Consider the following 16,324-nt stretch of genomic DNA (forward strand, 5'->3'; position numbering starts at 1 on the left):
TTTAAAAAACAATAAAGCCACCTTTCGGTGGCTTTATAACTATATTGATATTCGTTAATGCTATTCGTTAATTAACCATTTATTTAAAATAACAGTTATTTAAAATAACAATTATTTATTAGGGCGCATTGCTGGGAATAAAATAACATCACGAATAGTATGACTGTTAGTAAATAACATCACCATACGGTCAATACCAATACCTAAACCTGCAGTTGGCGGTAAGCCGTGTTCTAATGCCGTGATATAGTCATGGTCGAAGAACATTGCTTCTGCATCACCCGCTTCTTTTTGGCGAACTTGATCTTCAAAACGCTCTGCTTGGTCTTGTGCATCATTGAGTTCTGAGAAACCATTACCAATTTCACGACCACCAATAAAGAATTCGAAGCGGTCAGTAATAAATGGATTATCATCGTTACGACGAGCCAGTGGAGAAACTTCTGCTGGGTATTCAATAATGAATGTTGGTTGAATTAAGTGGCTTTCTGCAACTTCTTCAAAAATTTCACACTGAACACGACCTAAGCCCCAGCTTTTCTCAATCTTAATACCAATAGATTGAGCAATAGCAACCGCTTTATCCATATCATCAAGATCAGCCATTACGGTTTCTGGACGATATTTGCAGATAGCTTCTTTCATGGTTAATTTGGCAAAAGGTTTACCAAAATCAAACTCTTGATCACCATATTTCACTAATGAAGAGCCCAGTACATTTTCAGTTAATGTACGGAATAATTCTTCAGTTAATTCAATCAAGTCACGGTAATCTGCATACGCCATATAGAGTTCCATCATGGTGAACTCCGGGTTATGACGTGGTGATACACCTTCGTTACGGAAGTTACGGTTGATTTCGAATACGCGATCAAAACCACCCACAACTAAACGTTTTAAATATAATTCAGGTGCAATACGTAGATACATATCGATATCTAACGCATTATGATGGGTAATGAACGGACGCGCACTTGCTCCACCAGGAATGGTTTGCATCATTGGCGTTTCAACTTCCATAAAGCCTTTGTTCACCATAAATTGACGGATACCCGCCATGACTTGTGAACGAATTTGGAAAGTTTTACGCGATTCTTCATTAGAAATCAGATCTAAATAACGCTGACGATAACGCATTTCTTGGTCAGCTAAACCGTGGAATTTATCTGGTAATGGGCGTAGTGCTTTCGTTAATAAACGCACTTCTGTACAGTGAACACTTAATTCACCCGTTTTCGTTTTGAAAACACGACCGCGAGCACCTAAGATATCGCCGAGATCCCATTTTTTAAATTGCTCGTTATAGATACCTTCTGGTAAATCATCACGAGAAACATAAAGCTGAATACGACCACCCATGTCTTGCAATGTAGCGAAAGATGCCTTGCCCATAATACGGCGAGTCATCATACGACCTGCAATAGAAACTTCCACATTTGCTGCTTCTAACTCTTCTGCACTCATTGCATCATACTTTTGATGTAATTCGTCAGACAGCGCATCTCTGCGGAAATCATTTGGGAATGCGTTACCATTATCACGTAAAGCGGATAATTTTTCGCGGCGTGTTTGCAGTTCGTTATTTAAATCAGGTGCCTGCTCCGCACCTTGTTGCTGTTGCGACATGTTTTTCCTCACAGGCCCGCTTTTAAGCTAGCTTCAATAAATTTATCAAGATCACCGTCTAATACTGCTTGTGTATTACGCGTTTCCACACCAGTACGTAAATCTTTAATACGTGAATCATCAAGAACATAAGAACGAATTTGACTACCCCAGCCAATATCGGACTTGTTATCTTCCATTACTTGCTTATCTGCATTTTTCTTCTGCATTTCCAGCTCGTATAACTTCGCTTTCATCTGCTTCATTGCCTGATCTTTGTTCTTATGCTGAGAGCGATCGTTTTGGCATTGAGTAACAAGACCTGTTGGAACGTGGGTAATACGAACCGCAGATTCTGTTTTGTTAACGTGCTGTCCACCCGCACCCGAAGCGCGATAAACGTCAATACGTAAATCAGCTGGATTGATTTCAATATCAATATTGTCATCAACTTCAGGGTAAATAAAGGCAGAACTAAATGAGGTATGGCGACGGCCGCCTGAGTCAAATGGGCTTTTACGAACTAGGCGATGAACACCTGTTTCTGTACGTAACCAACCATAAGCGTACTCACCAATAATTTTGATAGTCGCTGATTTTAATCCTGCAACATCACCGTCAGATTCTTCAATAATTTCTGTTTTAAAGCCTCTTGATTCAGCCCAACGTAAGTACATGCGCATCAGCATACTTGCCCAATCTTGCGCTTCTGTACCACCAGAGCCCGCTTGTAAATCAAGGTAGCAATCCGCACTGTCATATTCACCAGAGAACATGCGACGGAATTCTAATTGCTCAAGCTTTTTATTTAAACCATCTAACTCAGCAATAGCTTCGTTAAATGTTTCTTCGTCATCAGCTTCAACCGCTAATTCAAGTAAACCAGAAACGTCTTCTAGTCCTTGCTCTAACTGATCGATTGTTTCTACGATAGCCTCAAGAGATGAACGCTCTTTGCCTAATGCTTGTGCCCTTTCTGGCTCGTTCCATACATCAGGTTGTTCTAATTCAGCGTTAACTTCTTCTAAACGCTCTTTCTTGGCATCATAGTCAAAGATACCCCCTGAGAACATTCGTTCTTTCAGAGACTTCTTCAATTTGGTGTTTTACGGGGTTGATTTCAAACATATTTTTTCGTCTTTATGTTGTTTTCAAAAACAATTGGAATAAATTTTGAACCGCATATTGTAACGGATATATCAGCGGGTTTATAGCATTTATATACAACTGTCTATCAGATAGTTGTTACCATAACAACGTGACTCTCTATATCACGGTAAATTGTTTAATTTATTCGCATTAACAAGGCCAAATATGCTCAACAAGCAATTGAGCATTACGTTGCCCTCTAAATTCATTCACATCTAATCGATACGCTAGCTCAACCATTTTAATGCTGTTATCAGGCCACATATTAATATCAACATTAAAGGCAATAGCATCAATCATAAGATGGCTATTTACGGGCTGAAGCATCATTTTTAAATGCTTACTACCCACAATACGTTGCTGTAATAACGTGAATTTACCGTCAAATAAAGGCTCTGGAAAAGCTTGTCCCCACGGACCTGCTTCTCTTAGCATTTCCGCAATTGGTAGTGATAGCTGGTTTTCTGTTAGCTCACCATCAGATAAAATAACGCCTTGCAATTGTTCGTCAGAAACCAACTCTGCCATTAAAGACGAAAAATGACGCTGAAATAACGGGAATTTATCTTCTTCAAGTGAAAGCCCTGCCGCCATTGCATGCCCACCGAATTTCACCATCAAACCAGGATTTAATGTATTTAACCGCTCTAAGGCATCTCGCAAATGTACGCCACTAATTGAACGACCAGAGCCTTTTAACAGCCCATCACCACTAGGTGCGAACGCAATAACAGGACGATGCAATTTCTCTTTAATACGAGAGGCTAAAATACCCACAACGCCTTGATGCCATTCGGGATGATATATCGCTAAACCATTAGGTAAATCATGTTGAGTGCCCATAAACTGGCGAAAAATGGTAGAGGCTTCTTCTTGCATTCCCGCTTCAATTTCACGCCGAGTTTGATTTAATCCATCAAGTTCATTGGCAATTTCACGAGCAGTACCAATATTGTCAGTTAAGAGTAAAGCAACCCCCACCGACATATCATCTAGACGCCCTGCTGCATTTAAGCGAGGCCCTAAAGAAAAACCTAAGTCACTACTAACCAATTGAGATAGTTCTTTACGAGACACTTCTGTTAACGCTTTAATACCCACACAACAACGTCCAGCTCTAATTCGGCGTAATCCTTCATAAACAAAAATACGGTTATTTTCATCAAGAGGAACAACGTCTGCCACTGTGCCTAGTGCAACTAAATCGAGAAAATCCGCCATATTTGGGCGAGTTAAGTTTTGTTGCTCGAACCAGCCTTGTTTTTCTAATTCAGCTCTTAATGCCGTCATTAAATAAAAAGTAACGCCAACACCTGCTAATGATTTAGATAAAAAAGAACAATCTGTCAGATTAGGATTAATAATCGCATCAGCGGCAGGTAAGGTTTGTCCCGGTAGATGGTGATCGGTAATGAGGACACGAATACCATATTCATGAGCCGCATCTACACCTTCAAAAGAGGAAATTCCATTATCTACAGTGATAATGAGATCAACCCCTTTTTTAGCAACGTCATGAACAACTTGAGGGCTTAAACCATAACCATCATCAAAGCGATTAGGGATATGATAGCTAACCTGCTTAAATCCCATTTGGCGTAATGCTTTAAACGCAAGTGCGGTACTTGTTGCACCATCAGCATCAAAATCGCCAACAATAACAATACGAGATTGTTGCTGTAATGCATCAATCAGTAATGAAATTGCCGTTTCTATTCCTGTTAATGCTTGATAATGAAGTAAGCCTTTTAACGATCGTTCTAGTTGAACTTCAGAGGTTATTCCACGATTAGCATAAATTTGTCGTAATAAGGGATCTAAGTTATCTGGTAATTGAGTTGCCTGTGCAATTCGACGACGCAATGTCGGTTCAATAGTGACCATAAAACGTAATTACTTCTCTTTTTTATCTAATAATTCAACAAGGTTTTGTGCAGAAATATATCCACCATAAATACTAGCATTAGGTAATACAATAGCAGGTGTGCCTTGGATCCCCATCATAGTGCCTAATTTAAAATGTTCATTGATATTGATTTTTTTGCAATCATCAATCGCAATAATTTTGTCACCTTTAAATGCACTGTCTAATGATTTATTAGGGAAGCCACTACACCACACAGCATTCATTTCTTTGCTCACAATATTGTTGCTAATGCCATTACGAGGAAACGCTAAATAGCGTACTGTCACTCCTTGTTTATTCAACTCGGGTACTTCTTGATGAAGTTTTTGGCAATAGGGGCAACTAATATCAGTAAAAATAGTGATCACATGGCGTTCATTTTGCGCTTTATAGACAATCATTTCATTTTTAAGTGAATCTACTTTTTTCATAATAATTTGATTGGCAATACTGACTGGCTCACCATTACTGATATTATAAATAGGGCCCGCTGTTAGATACTTACCATCATCCGTAATATAAAAAATACCTTTGTCTGATAACACCGCATTTAACCCAACAATCGGTGTAGGTTGGATACTTTCTGCTTTAATTTGCATTTTAGCCAGTTGCGCTTCAATTGAGGCATTGTCAGCAAGCACAGGCATTGACACCATGCTTAATAATATTGGCAACCAGAATAATTTCTTTTTCATTTGAATTCCTATTTAACGCCTGCTCTTTAGCGGCTATCCCCTTGGATGATGTTGCTGATGAAGCGCTTTCAAGCGTTCTGTTGCAACATGGGTATAAATCTGTGTTGTAGAGAGGTCACTGTGCCCCAATAACATCTGTACAACACGCAAGTCTGCTCCATGATTTAAGAGATGTGTCGCAAATGCATGACGCAACACATGAGGTGATAGTTTTTCAGTATCGATCCCTGCTATCACTGCATAATGTTTTATCCGATGCCAAAATGTTTGGCGTGTCATTTTTTGCCCTCTTAAGCTAGGAAAAACAATATCGTCTGTTTTTCCTTGCATTAAAGTGGGTCTTCCATATTGCAGATATTGCTCCAGCCAGTAAATAGCTTCTTCACCTAAAGGAACTAATCGTTCTTTATCGCCCTTACCAATAACACGTAGCACGCCTTGTCGTAAGCTGATATCAGAGAGGGATAATCCCACTAATTCAGAAACACGAAGCCCACATGCATAAAGGACTTCAAGCATTGCTTTATCGCGCAATTCAAGTGGCTCATCAATACAAGGGGCATTGAGTAAATCATCAACTTGTCGCTCACTTAAATCTTTTGGTAAACGCTTAGGAAGCTTAGGTGTTGACAGTAATGAGCTTGGGTCATCTAAACGTAATTTTTCACGATACAGATACTGGAATAATCGACGCATTGTGCTGAGTAGACGCGCGGCACTACTGGCTTTATAGCCTTCATCTAAACGCGTTGCGAGAAAGGATTGCAAATCCAAAGTAGTGACTGATAACCAGTCTAATTCGTGATGTGCAAGCCATTGCCCTAATGCTTGTAAGTCTAAGCGATAAGAGCTGAGCGTATTTGCAGATAAGCCTTGCTCTAACCAAATATTGTCGAGAAATTGTTCAATGATAATATCAGTATCTTCATTGATATGAGTTGCCTTTTTTGTCGATAATTTGGTTTGTGACACAGTCTTACTCTCCCTCTCTTTAGCTTATCGCCTTTACATTATGCCTTATAAAAAAATTTTTCTGGTACAATAGTGACCTTTATTGGCAAAAATATCCTAAAAACCTTTATGAAAATTGGTCTATTTTACGGTTCCAGCACTTGTTACACCGAAATGGCAGCAGAAAAAATTCGTGATATTCTCGGTGAAGAGTTCGTTGATCTTCATAATGTTCAAGAGTGTGATATCACGCTTATGGAACAATATGATATCCTTATTTTAGGTATTCCAACTTGGGATTTTGGTGAGATCCAAGAAGATTGGCTCAATATTTGGGATACATTGCCGACATTAAATTTAAAAAATAAGCTTATTGCAATGTATGGGATGGGTGATCAGGTTGATTATAGCGAATGGTTCCTTGATGCGCTGGGTATGCTCTACCATCATTTATTACCAAGTGGTGTTAAGTTTATTGGGTTCTGGCCTGTTGATGGGTATGAATTTGTCAGCCCAAAACCTTTATCTGATGATGGTAAACATTTTGTTGGTCTTGCATTAGATGACGTAAACCAATTTGAAGAAACTGATGAACGTTTATCACAATGGTGTATGCAAATTCTACGTGAAGTAGAAGAAAATTTATAAATTTAATATCCAGATATTAAATATCTGGATATTGCATCAATAACTGAGAAAAGTTACGCCACTCATTTTCAGTCATACTATCAAAAGCAACCCATAACGTGATTTGCTTTTTATTTAGAATAGAGGTTAACGTTATTCGAGCACCAAAACGGCTGATCCAAGGGCGTTTTGTTATTTGCCATTCATGCAGTTTCCATTGAATTCGGTTGCCATTCAGTAAAATAAAATCCCCTTTGATACGACTAATATTCTTTTGTGTGAAATACCAACCACCTATCAAGAAAAGTAACAATGGAACCCAAACATAAATAAAATCAGGAGGCCATGGATACAACAGTAAACCGATCTCAAAGGCAACATAAGCAACTGTTGAGAAGAGTTGAGTAAACCATGATACTGTGAGGTGCGACTTCCATAAAATCACGAGTTATATTAACTCCTGCTATAATTCTATACGAATATAAATAAGTTAAAGATAATAAAGACCAATCTATTTATAATGTAACTTCTTCCTTAACCTTGCAAATAGTTTATCTTATATTTTAGCTTAATTATTTATTGTTACTTTTTCGATTTAATATGTATTAAAAAAATATAACTTAATAATAAGTACGAAATTTCTATTCTTTCTTAATCGCTGTTTTAATAAAGTCAGCATACCTGATTTATTAAGTATAAAGCGAAAAACATCAAAAAAAGACGATTTAAGCGATCATTTTTAGAGGTAGTGCGCAAATTTAACGCAACTACATTTTTTATTTCAGTAAATTTTAGAGTATCCTTAATATTATTAAATTTTTACATAAAAAATGAAAACGCCTTTATTTGATGAGAAAATAAAGGCGTCATTTTTAATCAATCTTAATTACTATTTAATCCTATCGTTGATTTGATAATCTATTTTATTAATATTTATCAACGATCTCCGCCATTCTAGCTTTATTGCGATCTTGGATTAATTTCACCATATAATAGAGCGCATCATCATCAGGGCGTCCATGATTCATTAACCAGTTAAATAAATCAGGATCTGCACACTCTAGTAAACGAACAAAAAGTGCTTTATCGTTATCAGATAGCGTATCGTACTCATTCTCGAAAAAAGGCATGATAGAAATATCCAGTTCACGCATTCCACGACGACATGCCCAGTTAATTCGTGCTTTATTCTCTATATCGATAGTCATACTCTGCTCTTTACATTGTTCAAATCAAGAAATACCACTATTTCTTCCTAGCATTGATAATAGTCTTATCGCAAAATTTTTAACATCAAAATGATCACAGTTTGCAGGTTTAGTCTCATAGACAACCTATTGAACATGCTTTCATTTGTTATTTATCAAGTTCATTTTCCGTGCGTTAAAAATAATAATGACTTGCATTGTCTTGCCACTCTTTTACCATAACTGATGTATCTGATTAATTTAATAGCTGGTGACATCATGACTCAAAATTCTACTCAGGCTAAACGCCCTCATGCAGCAATCAATTTGCCATTAACACTGGTTTCTTTAGATGAATGGTCACTGATAACAGCAACAGGTGCTGACAGTGAAAAATATCTACAAGGTCAACTAACAACGGATATTGCAGCACTTCCAACAACAACACATACATTGTCTGCACACTGTGAAGCAAAAGGTAAAATGTGGAGTACACTTCGCTTATTCCACCAGCAAGAGGGTTTTGCTTATATTTTGCGTAAAAATGTCGCACAAAAACAACTTGCTGAATTAAAAAAATATGCTGTATTTTCAAAAGTAACCTTAGCTGAAAATACAGATAGCGTTTTATTAGGATTAGCAGGGCAAGGTGCTGCTCTTGCATTAGCAGATTACTTTCCAAATATCCCTCGTAAAGCAAACGAAGTGGTTAATCACGATAATACTTATATTCTGCAATTACCTTTACCTACTGAACGCTTTTTAATCGTAACAGACGAAGAAACAGCAAAAAATCTTGCAACAACATTAAAAGCAGAAACCAGTAATAGTGAGCAATGGTTAGCCTTAGATATTGAGGCTGGATATCCTATTATTGATACTCCAAATATTGAGCAATTCTTACCTCAAGCAACAAATCTGCAAGCATTACCGCTGAGTATCTGCTTTAAAAAAGGCTGTTATACTGGGCAAGAGATGGTATCTCGTGCGAAATTCAGAGGCGCAAATAAACGTGCTATGTATTTGTTATCAGGTGGTGGTACTGAATTGCCAGAGATTGGTGGTAGCGTTGAATGGCAATTAGGCGAAGATAAATGGCGTAAAACAGGAACGGTATTAAGCGCTGTACGTATGGCTGATAATACTATTTTGGCTGAAGTTGTTATGAATAACGATATGGAGCCAGATAGTGTATTTCGAGTTCAAGACGATAACATCAGTCGTTTATCCATTAAACCACTGCCTTATTCTTTAGAAGAAGAGTAATTCTTATTTATCATAACCAATACGGACTTTTATGACACAATTACCAAAAGGGGCATTTGGCCCCTTCTCTGATACTATTAACTTTATTATGGAGTTAGATAAACTAAAACGTGTTTATCGTAAAAATAATGTATTAGACAATAGTCGTTCCGAAAATACCGCAGAACATAGTTGGCACTTTGCCGTTGCAGCAATGAGTTTTCAGCCTTACGCGGGTGACATTGATATGGGACGAGCTATTCAATTAGCCCTTGTTCACGATATCGTCGAAATAGATGCTGGCGATGTGATGGTTTATGACGTTGCCGCTCGCGAAGCGATTAAAGAGCACGAGCAAAAAGCCGCAAAACGTATTTTCTCTTTATTGCCTTCCCCACAAAGTGAATATTTCCTCAATTTATGGCTGGAATATGATGCGGCTGAAACACCAGAATCTCAGTTTGCTAATATTCTTGATCGCACCATGCCGATGCTGATGAATTTACATAATAAAGGTCAAAGCTGGGTCGAAAATAATATCCGCTTAGAGCAAGTATTAGCACGTAATCTGTTTATTGAAAAACAGTGGCCTGAATTTTGGCAATATCTCTACCCTCAATTATTAGAGGCACAGAAAAAAGGCTGGCTGAAGTAATCTATTCAATGCTGAATTTGTTAAATAAAAAATACCGATGGCTAACTTAACCATCGGTATTTAAATTTAAGAATATAGCTAGATTAAAGCTTATTCATAGTCACTAATTGGCGCACATGAACAATGTAAATGGCGGTCGCCATACACATCATCCAGACGTTTAACCGCTGGCCAATACTTGCTTTGTTTCGTTGCTTCACTTGGGAACACCGCACATTCACGACTATAACTATGTGACCACTCTTGCACTAATTCATATTGTGTGTGAGGTGCATTAACTAATGGATTGTCATCAATTGGCCATACGCCTTTATCTACTTGTGCAATTTCAGCACGAATAGAAAGCAAAGCTTCAATAAAGCGATCAATTTCAACTTTACTTTCAGACTCTGTTGGCTCAATCATTAATGTGCCCGCAACTGGGAATGACATAGTTGGAGCGTGGAATCCATAGTCAATTAAACGCTTAGCCACATCCATTTCACTGATACCGTAATTCGCTTTTAATGGGCGAATATCGATAATACATTCATGTGCGACATAACCATCAGCCCCAGCATAAAGAATGTCATAATCATTTTTCAAACGTTGTGCGATATAGTTCGCATTTAAGATTGCCACTTGGCTTGCTTGTTTAAGCCCTTGTGCGCCCATCATACGAATATACATCCAACTAATCGGTAGTATTGAAGCGCTACCAAATTGAGCCGCAGAAACAGCACCTTGTGTAGTGACATTTTCCATTTCAACAACAGAATGACCTGGTACAAATGGCGCTAAATGTGATTTCACGCCAATAGGCCCCATTCCTGGACCACCACCACCATGAGGAATACAGAAGGTTTTATGTAAGTTTAAGTGAGAAACATCAGAACCAATAAAGCCCGGTGTTGTGATCCCCACTTGCGCATTCATATTGGCACCATCAAGATAAACTTGTCCGCCATATTGATGAATGATTTCACAAACTTCACGAATACCTTCTTCATAAACACCATGCGTTGATGGGTATGTCACCATCACACAAGAGAGTTCAGCTTGATGTTTTTCTGCTTTGGCTTTTAAGTCTGCAATATCGATATTGCCGTTATCATCACAACCGACCACCACCACTGTCATGCCAGCCATATGAGCAGAAGCAGGGTTAGTACCGTGTGCTGAACTTGGGATCAAGCAGATATGTCGCGCACCTTCACCACGGCTTTGGTGATAACGACGAATCGCTAATAAGCCCGCATATTCACCTTGCGCACCCGAGTTTGGTTGCATACACATCGCATCATAACCCGTTAATGCGGCAAGCCAATTGGACAGTTGTCCAATCATCACTTGATAGCCTTTCGCTTGATAGGCTGGGCAGAATGGATGTAGCTCTGTAAATTCAGGCCATGTAATAGGGATCATTTCAGCAGCAGCATTAAGTTTCATCGTACATGATCCTAATGGGATCATCGCTTGATTCAATGCTAAGTCTTTATTTTCTAAACGATGCATATAGCGCATCATTTCTGTTTCACTGTGATACTGATGAAAGTTTTCATGTGTCAGCACAGTGTCTTTACGTTGCATAGAAGCAGGAATTGATACTGATGAGGAGGCAACTTGTTTATCAAGTGCATCAATATCACCAGTGAATGCTTTACCACTGATAATTTCAACAAGCTTTAATACATCTTCACGCGTTGTAATTTCGCTTAGTGTTACACCTACAGCACCCACAATATCGGTACGTAAGTTAATTTCGGCATCTTTAGCACGTTGTAATACAGCGGCTTTATCTGCGGTATCAATCGTTAATGTATCAAACCAAGTTTTATGGCGTAATACCATACCGTTTTGTTGTAAACCCGCAGCTAAAATATCCGTTAAACGATGAATACGTTGAGCGATGGTTTTTAACCCCTCTGGCCCATGATAAACCGCATACATAGCCGCGATATTGGCAAGTAAAACTTGGGATGTACAAATATTCGAGTTCGCTTTTTCACGACGAATATGCTGTTCACGCGTTTGCATCGCCATACGTAATGCACGATTACCCGCAGCATCGCGAGAGACACCAATAATACGACCCGGCATCGCACGTTTATATTCATCACGACAAGCAAAGAATGCCGCATGTGGGCCACCGTAACCCATAGGGACACCAAAACGTTGCGCTGAACCTAATACGATATCAGCACCTTGATGACCTGGCGCAGTGAGAACCACCAGCGCCATTAAATCAGCGGCAACACTGGTAATTATTTTGCGCTCTTTTAGTGCGGCTAATAACTTGCTGTGATCATGAACTTCGCCCGTTGTGCCGACTTGTTGTAATAGCACACCAAAGACACCTTCAAGCTCTAATACTTTTTCAGCTTTATCAACAACAACCTCAAAACCAAAAGTATCTGCACGCGTTCTGACAACATCTAAGGTTTGAGGGTGAATATCATCAGCGACAAAGAAACGATCCGCATTTTTCAATTTGCTTACACGTTTTGCCATTGCCATTGCTTCAGCTGCGGCCGTTGCTTCATCTAGCAACGATGCGGAAGCGAGATCCATTCCCGTGTAATCAATTGTAACCTGTTGGAAATTCAATAGTGATTCTAGACGACCTTGAGAAACTTCTGGCTGATAAGGTGTATAAGCGGTATACCAACCTGGATTTTCTAATAAATTACGCAAAATCACAGGAGGCAATACAGAAGGTGCGTAACCCATTCCAATGTAAGAAGTAAAACGTTTATTTTGGCTGGCGATCGCTTTTAATTCAGCCAAGGCTTCTTGCTCTGTTGCCCCTGCACCCACATTCGGTGGTGTTTCTAATTGAATATTATCTGGAACAATTTTTTGAGTTAATTCATTTAATGAGGAGACGCCAACAGCACTGAGCATCTCTTTAATCTGTTCTGGTGATGAGCCAATATGGCGATGAATAAATTCATCGCGATACTCTAACTGATTTAAAGTCTGTGTCATTGCAAGTAATTTCCTGAATTCACTATGAATGGATAGGTAAATAGCACAAGGCTTAAAGCGCGTTGAGATAGCATTACGATAACAAGCTAACAAATAAAAACGCCCCGACATTGATTTGACGGGGCGCTTCGTTTTACTCTTCGCTATCTACCAGCTCTTGATAACCGGCGGCATCAAGTAAGTCATCTAATTCGCTTTCATTATTTGCTTTAATGCGAAATAACCAACCTTCTCCGTAAGGCGCACTGTTCACCAGTTCTGGAGAACCATCTAACTCTTCATTTACTGCGATAATTTCACCCGATAATGGTGCGTAAATATCTGATGCTGCTTTTACTGATTCCGCTACCGCACAATCATCACCAGCTGCGACTTCTCTACCCACTTCTGGTAGATCAACAAACACCATGTCACCTAATAATTCCTGTGCATGTTCAGTAATACCGATAGTGTATTCACCATTGCCTTCTGAACGGATCCACTCATGAGATTGTGCGTATTTTAATTCACTAGGTATTTGACTCATTGACCTTACTCTCCATTTAAAATAATTGTACGTGTTATACCAATGCTTTACCTGAACGAACAAAACCAGGTTTTACCACTTCTACTGGCATCTCACGATTACGCATTAATACAATTGCGCTATCTTTTATACCTGCTGGAACTCTTGCTAATGCAATACTAAAGCCTAATGTAGGCGAAAAAGTACCACTTGTAATAATACCTTCTCTTAACTCGCCTAAATCATCAGTAAAGTGTACGGCAGTGCCAGCACGTAACACACCTTTCTCTCGCATTACAAGACCAACAAGTTTATCTGTGCCTGTTGCGCGTAATTTTTCTAATGCTTCTCGACCAATAAATTGACGATCTTCTGGTGCCCATGCAATCGTCCATCCCATATTTGCTTCAAGTGGATTAATCGTTTCATCCATCTCTTGGCTATAGAGGTTCATTCCCGCTTCTAGGCGTAATGTGTCTCTTGCTCCTAATCCTGCGGGTTTAACTCCCACAGCTAATAATTTTTTCCAAAAATCGACTGCTTGCTCTTTTGGCATTGCGATTTCATAGCCAGCTTCACCGGTATAGCCCGTTGTCGCAATAAACAAGTCTCCAAGCTCTACACCATAGAAAGGCTTCATGGCAGAAACGACTTGGCGTTGCGCTTCGCTTAATAAGCTTTGTACTTTCTCTTGTGCATGAGGACCTTGAACAGCGATTAATGCTAAGTCGTCACGAACAGTGATATCAACCACATAATCTGAAGCATGTTGTTCAATCCACGCGAGATCTTTTTCACGAGTGGCAGAATTCACAACGAGACGATAGAAAGAGTCATCAAAGTAATAGACGATAAGATCATCAATTACACCACCTGATGCATTTAGCATACCGGTATAAAGCGCCTTACCTTTTTCGGTGAGTTTAGCGATATCATTCGCTAATAAATAACGTAGAAAATCTTTAACTTGTGAGCCATGTAAGTCAACAATGGTCATATGAGAAACATCAAACATACCTGCATCACGACGTACAATATGATGTTCATCTATTTGGGAGCCATAATGCAAAGGCATCATCCAACCATGAAAATCGACCATACGAGCACCGCAAGCTACGTGCTCATCATACAACGGAGTCTGTTTTGCCATTCTTCCCTCTTTCTACTTTTACTTTAGATTATTCAGAGAACGTAATTTGTTAAATATAAAATTAAACTTGATTTGAAATCATAGTGTTAATCTCAAACTTAAGTTTATTTTTAAACATTGATTTAACAAATACGAGCAATTAACGTACAACGCAAACGATACCATCCCCTTGAACTTAGCATTGTGAGAAAAAATAAACCATAAGTTAAAATAGGGTATTGTGTCTCTTAATCATAATGTAGACATATGGGTATGCAGAACTAATGATTGCAATTATGCGTATCAGCGCTCATTTTTAGCGAGGAATTACTGAAAAAAGGGAATTAGTGCAAAGAATAGACTGAAAAAATAGATTTTTTTAGTTCTATTTCTTCAGTCAGATATAAATAAAAGTAATGTGAAATAAGAGAGAAATTAGATTTTTTCAACTGAAGTGAAATTTTTATTACTTAACCACTCAGGTAAATCAGAAAGTCCCATTGCTTGCTCAAGTAACTTAGGTTTTACCCCCGGTAAACTATCCGCTAACGAAAGACCGATATCTCGAACCAGTTTTTTAACGGGGTTATTGCCAGCAAAAAGTTCACGAAATCCTTGCATACTTGCCAACATCACCGCGGCTGCATGTTTGCGGCGACGTTCAAATCGTCTCAAATAGAGATATTCACCAAAATCTTTACCTTCAGCTTTTAAACGGCGAATTTCACCAATTAACTCTGCAACATCCATAAAACCAAGGTTAACACCTTGTCCAGCTAAAGGGTGGATAGTATGAGCAGCATCGCCTAATAACGCTAAGCGAGGAGCGGCAAATTGGCGAGCATAACGACCTGTTAATGGTATGGTCATGCGATCACTTATTAATTCACATTGACCTAAACGCATATCAAAGGTCACACCCAATGTGCGCTCAAATAAGCTTTTTTCTGCGCTTTTATAACGTTCAGCAAGGTTGCTTGGTAAAGACCAAACAATAGAACAAGTATGAGGATCAGAAAGAGGCAGAAATGCCAAAATACCTTCGCCATGAAAAACTTGGCGCGCAACATTTTCATGAGGTTGTTCGGTACGAATAGTGGCAACTAATGCGTGATGTTCATAGTCCCAAAACGTCAGTGGAATATCAGCATGTTTACGTAGCCATGAATTAGCACCATCAGCGCCCACAACAAGTCTTGCGGTTAACATTTCACCATCATTAAGGGTAATGAAAGCATCGTTTTCCCCCCATACCACACGCTCAATTTGCGTTGATGAATAGAAGGTAATATCACTATGGCTTTCACATTTTTGCCAAAGCACTTCACGAATAAGGTTATTTTCGATAATAGAGCCTAAGTGGCTGAATCCTTCTTTTTGTGCTGAAAACTCAATACGGCCAAAGCTATCTTGATCCCAAACTTCCATACCTTGATAAGGTGCTGTTCGTAATGCTTGCAAATTTTCCCAAACACCTAATTTTTTCAGCAGCATTTCACTGGCTGTATTAATAGCAGATACGCGTAATGAAAAATCATCTTGTGGGTGAAAAAGCGTCGTTACTGGGTGATTTTCTATTATCGCTATACGTAATCCACACCCGTGTAATCCGCTGGCTAATGCAAGCCCAACCATTCCACCACCAGCAATAACAACATCAAATGATTTCATAATAAAAGTATCCTAAAAAGCGACTATATTTA

The 16,324-nt window shown here is 38.9% G+C and carries 14 protein-coding genes; 3 read left to right on the plus strand and 11 right to left on the minus strand.

The window, feature by feature from the left end:
• Positions 1 to 111 precede the first annotated feature (111 nt).
• The 5 genes from lysS to xerD form a co-directional block, all read right to left on the minus strand.
• Positions 112 to 1,626 (minus strand): lysine--tRNA ligase, encoded by a 1,515-nt coding sequence (lysS, locus tag JEP36_RS03280; RefSeq protein ID WP_198620795.1) that lies wholly within the window; start codon positions 1,624 to 1,626, stop codon positions 112 to 114.
• Between the two features lie 8 nt (positions 1,627 to 1,634).
• Positions 1,635 to 2,733 (minus strand): peptide chain release factor 2 gene (gene prfB, locus JEP36_RS03285; protein ID WP_109371064.1). Its coding sequence is split into 2 segments (ribosomal slippage): positions 1,635 to 2,657 and positions 2,659 to 2,733, totalling 1,098 coding nucleotides; the frame shifts between segments, so codons are not numbered across the junction.
• 171 nt (positions 2,734 to 2,904) lie between these two features.
• On the minus strand, positions 2,905 to 4,638 hold the full coding sequence (recJ, locus tag JEP36_RS03290) for a single-stranded-DNA-specific exonuclease RecJ (protein ID WP_198629865.1): 1,734 nt from the start codon (positions 4,636 to 4,638) through the stop codon (positions 2,905 to 2,907).
• Between the two features lie 9 nt (positions 4,639 to 4,647).
• Complete coding sequence (gene dsbC, locus JEP36_RS03295) at positions 4,648 to 5,355, minus strand: bifunctional protein-disulfide isomerase/oxidoreductase DsbC (RefSeq protein WP_196533415.1); 708 nt, start codon at positions 5,353 to 5,355, stop codon at positions 4,648 to 4,650.
• A gap of 33 nt (positions 5,356 to 5,388) precedes the next feature.
• Entirely contained in the window at positions 5,389 to 6,327 is a 939-nt protein-coding gene (gene xerD / locus JEP36_RS03300) for a site-specific tyrosine recombinase XerD (protein ID WP_198625843.1), read from the minus strand.
• Between the two features lie 108 nt (positions 6,328 to 6,435).
• On the opposite strand from xerD, the gene fldB reads away from it, so the two are divergent.
• Positions 6,436 to 6,954 (plus strand): flavodoxin FldB, encoded by a 519-nt coding sequence (gene fldB / locus JEP36_RS03305; protein WP_088495999.1) that lies wholly within the window; start codon positions 6,436 to 6,438, stop codon positions 6,952 to 6,954.
• Positions 6,955 to 6,970: 16 nt separating this feature from the next.
• On the opposite strand, the gene JEP36_RS03310 is transcribed toward fldB, so the two are convergent.
• On the minus strand, positions 6,971 to 7,378 hold the full coding sequence (locus tag JEP36_RS03310; RefSeq protein ID WP_198620799.1) for a protein YgfX: 408 nt from the start codon (positions 7,376 to 7,378) through the stop codon (positions 6,971 to 6,973).
• 481 nt (positions 7,379 to 7,859) lie between these two features.
• Entirely contained in the window at positions 7,860 to 8,135 is a 276-nt protein-coding gene (gene sdhE / locus JEP36_RS03315) for an FAD assembly factor SdhE (protein WP_036913402.1), read from the minus strand.
• Between the two features lie 264 nt (positions 8,136 to 8,399).
• Here sdhE and ygfZ point away from each other — a divergent pair, with 264 nt between their 5' ends.
• On the plus strand, positions 8,400 to 9,386 hold the full coding sequence (gene ygfZ / locus JEP36_RS03320; RefSeq protein WP_198620800.1) for a tRNA-modifying protein YgfZ: 987 nt from the start codon (positions 8,400 to 8,402) through the stop codon (positions 9,384 to 9,386).
• A gap of 31 nt (positions 9,387 to 9,417) precedes the next feature.
• Positions 9,418 to 10,020: an HD domain-containing protein gene (locus JEP36_RS03325; protein WP_198620801.1), complete on the plus strand. Its 603-nt coding sequence runs from the start codon at positions 9,418 to 9,420 to the stop codon at positions 10,018 to 10,020.
• Between the two features lie 90 nt (positions 10,021 to 10,110).
• On the opposite strand, the gene gcvP is transcribed toward JEP36_RS03325, so the two are convergent.
• The 4 genes from gcvP to ubiI form a co-directional block, all read right to left on the minus strand.
• Positions 10,111 to 12,987 (minus strand): aminomethyl-transferring glycine dehydrogenase, encoded by a 2,877-nt coding sequence (gcvP, locus tag JEP36_RS03330; RefSeq protein ID WP_198629866.1) that lies wholly within the window; start codon positions 12,985 to 12,987, stop codon positions 10,111 to 10,113.
• 133 nt (positions 12,988 to 13,120) lie between these two features.
• Entirely contained in the window at positions 13,121 to 13,513 is a 393-nt protein-coding gene (gene gcvH / locus JEP36_RS03335) for a glycine cleavage system protein GcvH (RefSeq protein ID WP_100159082.1), read from the minus strand.
• Positions 13,514 to 13,547: 34 nt separating this feature from the next.
• Complete coding sequence (gcvT, locus tag JEP36_RS03340) at positions 13,548 to 14,642, minus strand: glycine cleavage system aminomethyltransferase GcvT (RefSeq protein WP_196570298.1); 1,095 nt, start codon at positions 14,640 to 14,642, stop codon at positions 13,548 to 13,550.
• A 414-nt stretch (positions 14,643 to 15,056) separates the two neighbouring features.
• Positions 15,057 to 16,292, minus strand: a complete 1,236-nt coding sequence (gene ubiI / locus JEP36_RS03345) for an FAD-dependent 2-octaprenylphenol hydroxylase (RefSeq protein WP_109371080.1) — start codon at positions 16,290 to 16,292, stop codon at positions 15,057 to 15,059.
• Positions 16,293 to 16,324: the final 32 nt, after the last annotated feature.

It is taken from the genome of Proteus sp. PR00208 (assembly GCF_016238545.1).
Classification (GTDB): Bacteria; Pseudomonadota; Gammaproteobacteria; order Enterobacterales; family Enterobacteriaceae; genus Proteus.

Bases quoted from the DNA above. Each gene is read 5' to 3' on its own strand.
- lysS (WP_198620795.1), bottom strand. From the start codon at position 1,626: ATGTCGCAACAGCAACAAGGTGCGGAGCAGGCACCTGATTTAAATAAC.
- recJ (WP_198629865.1), bottom strand. From the start codon at position 4,638: ATGGTCACTATTGAACCGACATTGCGTCGTCGAATTGCACAGGCAACT.
- dsbC (WP_196533415.1), bottom strand. From the start codon at position 5,355: ATGAAAAAGAAATTATTCTGGTTGCCAATATTATTAAGCATGGTGTCA.
- fldB (WP_088495999.1), top strand. From the start codon at position 6,436: ATGAAAATTGGTCTATTTTACGGTTCCAGCACTTGTTACACCGAAATG.
- ygfZ (WP_198620800.1), top strand. From the start codon at position 8,400: ATGACTCAAAATTCTACTCAGGCTAAACGCCCTCATGCAGCAATCAAT.
- JEP36_RS03325 (WP_198620801.1), top strand. From the start codon at position 9,418: ATGACACAATTACCAAAAGGGGCATTTGGCCCCTTCTCTGATACTATT.
- gcvP (WP_198629866.1), bottom strand. From the start codon at position 12,987: ATGACACAGACTTTAAATCAGTTAGAGTATCGCGATGAATTTATTCAT.
- gcvH (WP_100159082.1), bottom strand. From the start codon at position 13,513: ATGAGTCAAATACCTAGTGAATTAAAATACGCACAATCTCATGAGTGG.
- gcvT (WP_196570298.1), bottom strand. From the start codon at position 14,642: ATGGCAAAACAGACTCCGTTGTATGATGAGCACGTAGCTTGCGGTGCT.
- ubiI (WP_109371080.1), bottom strand. From the start codon at position 16,292: ATGAAATCATTTGATGTTGTTATTGCTGGTGGTGGAATGGTTGGGCTT.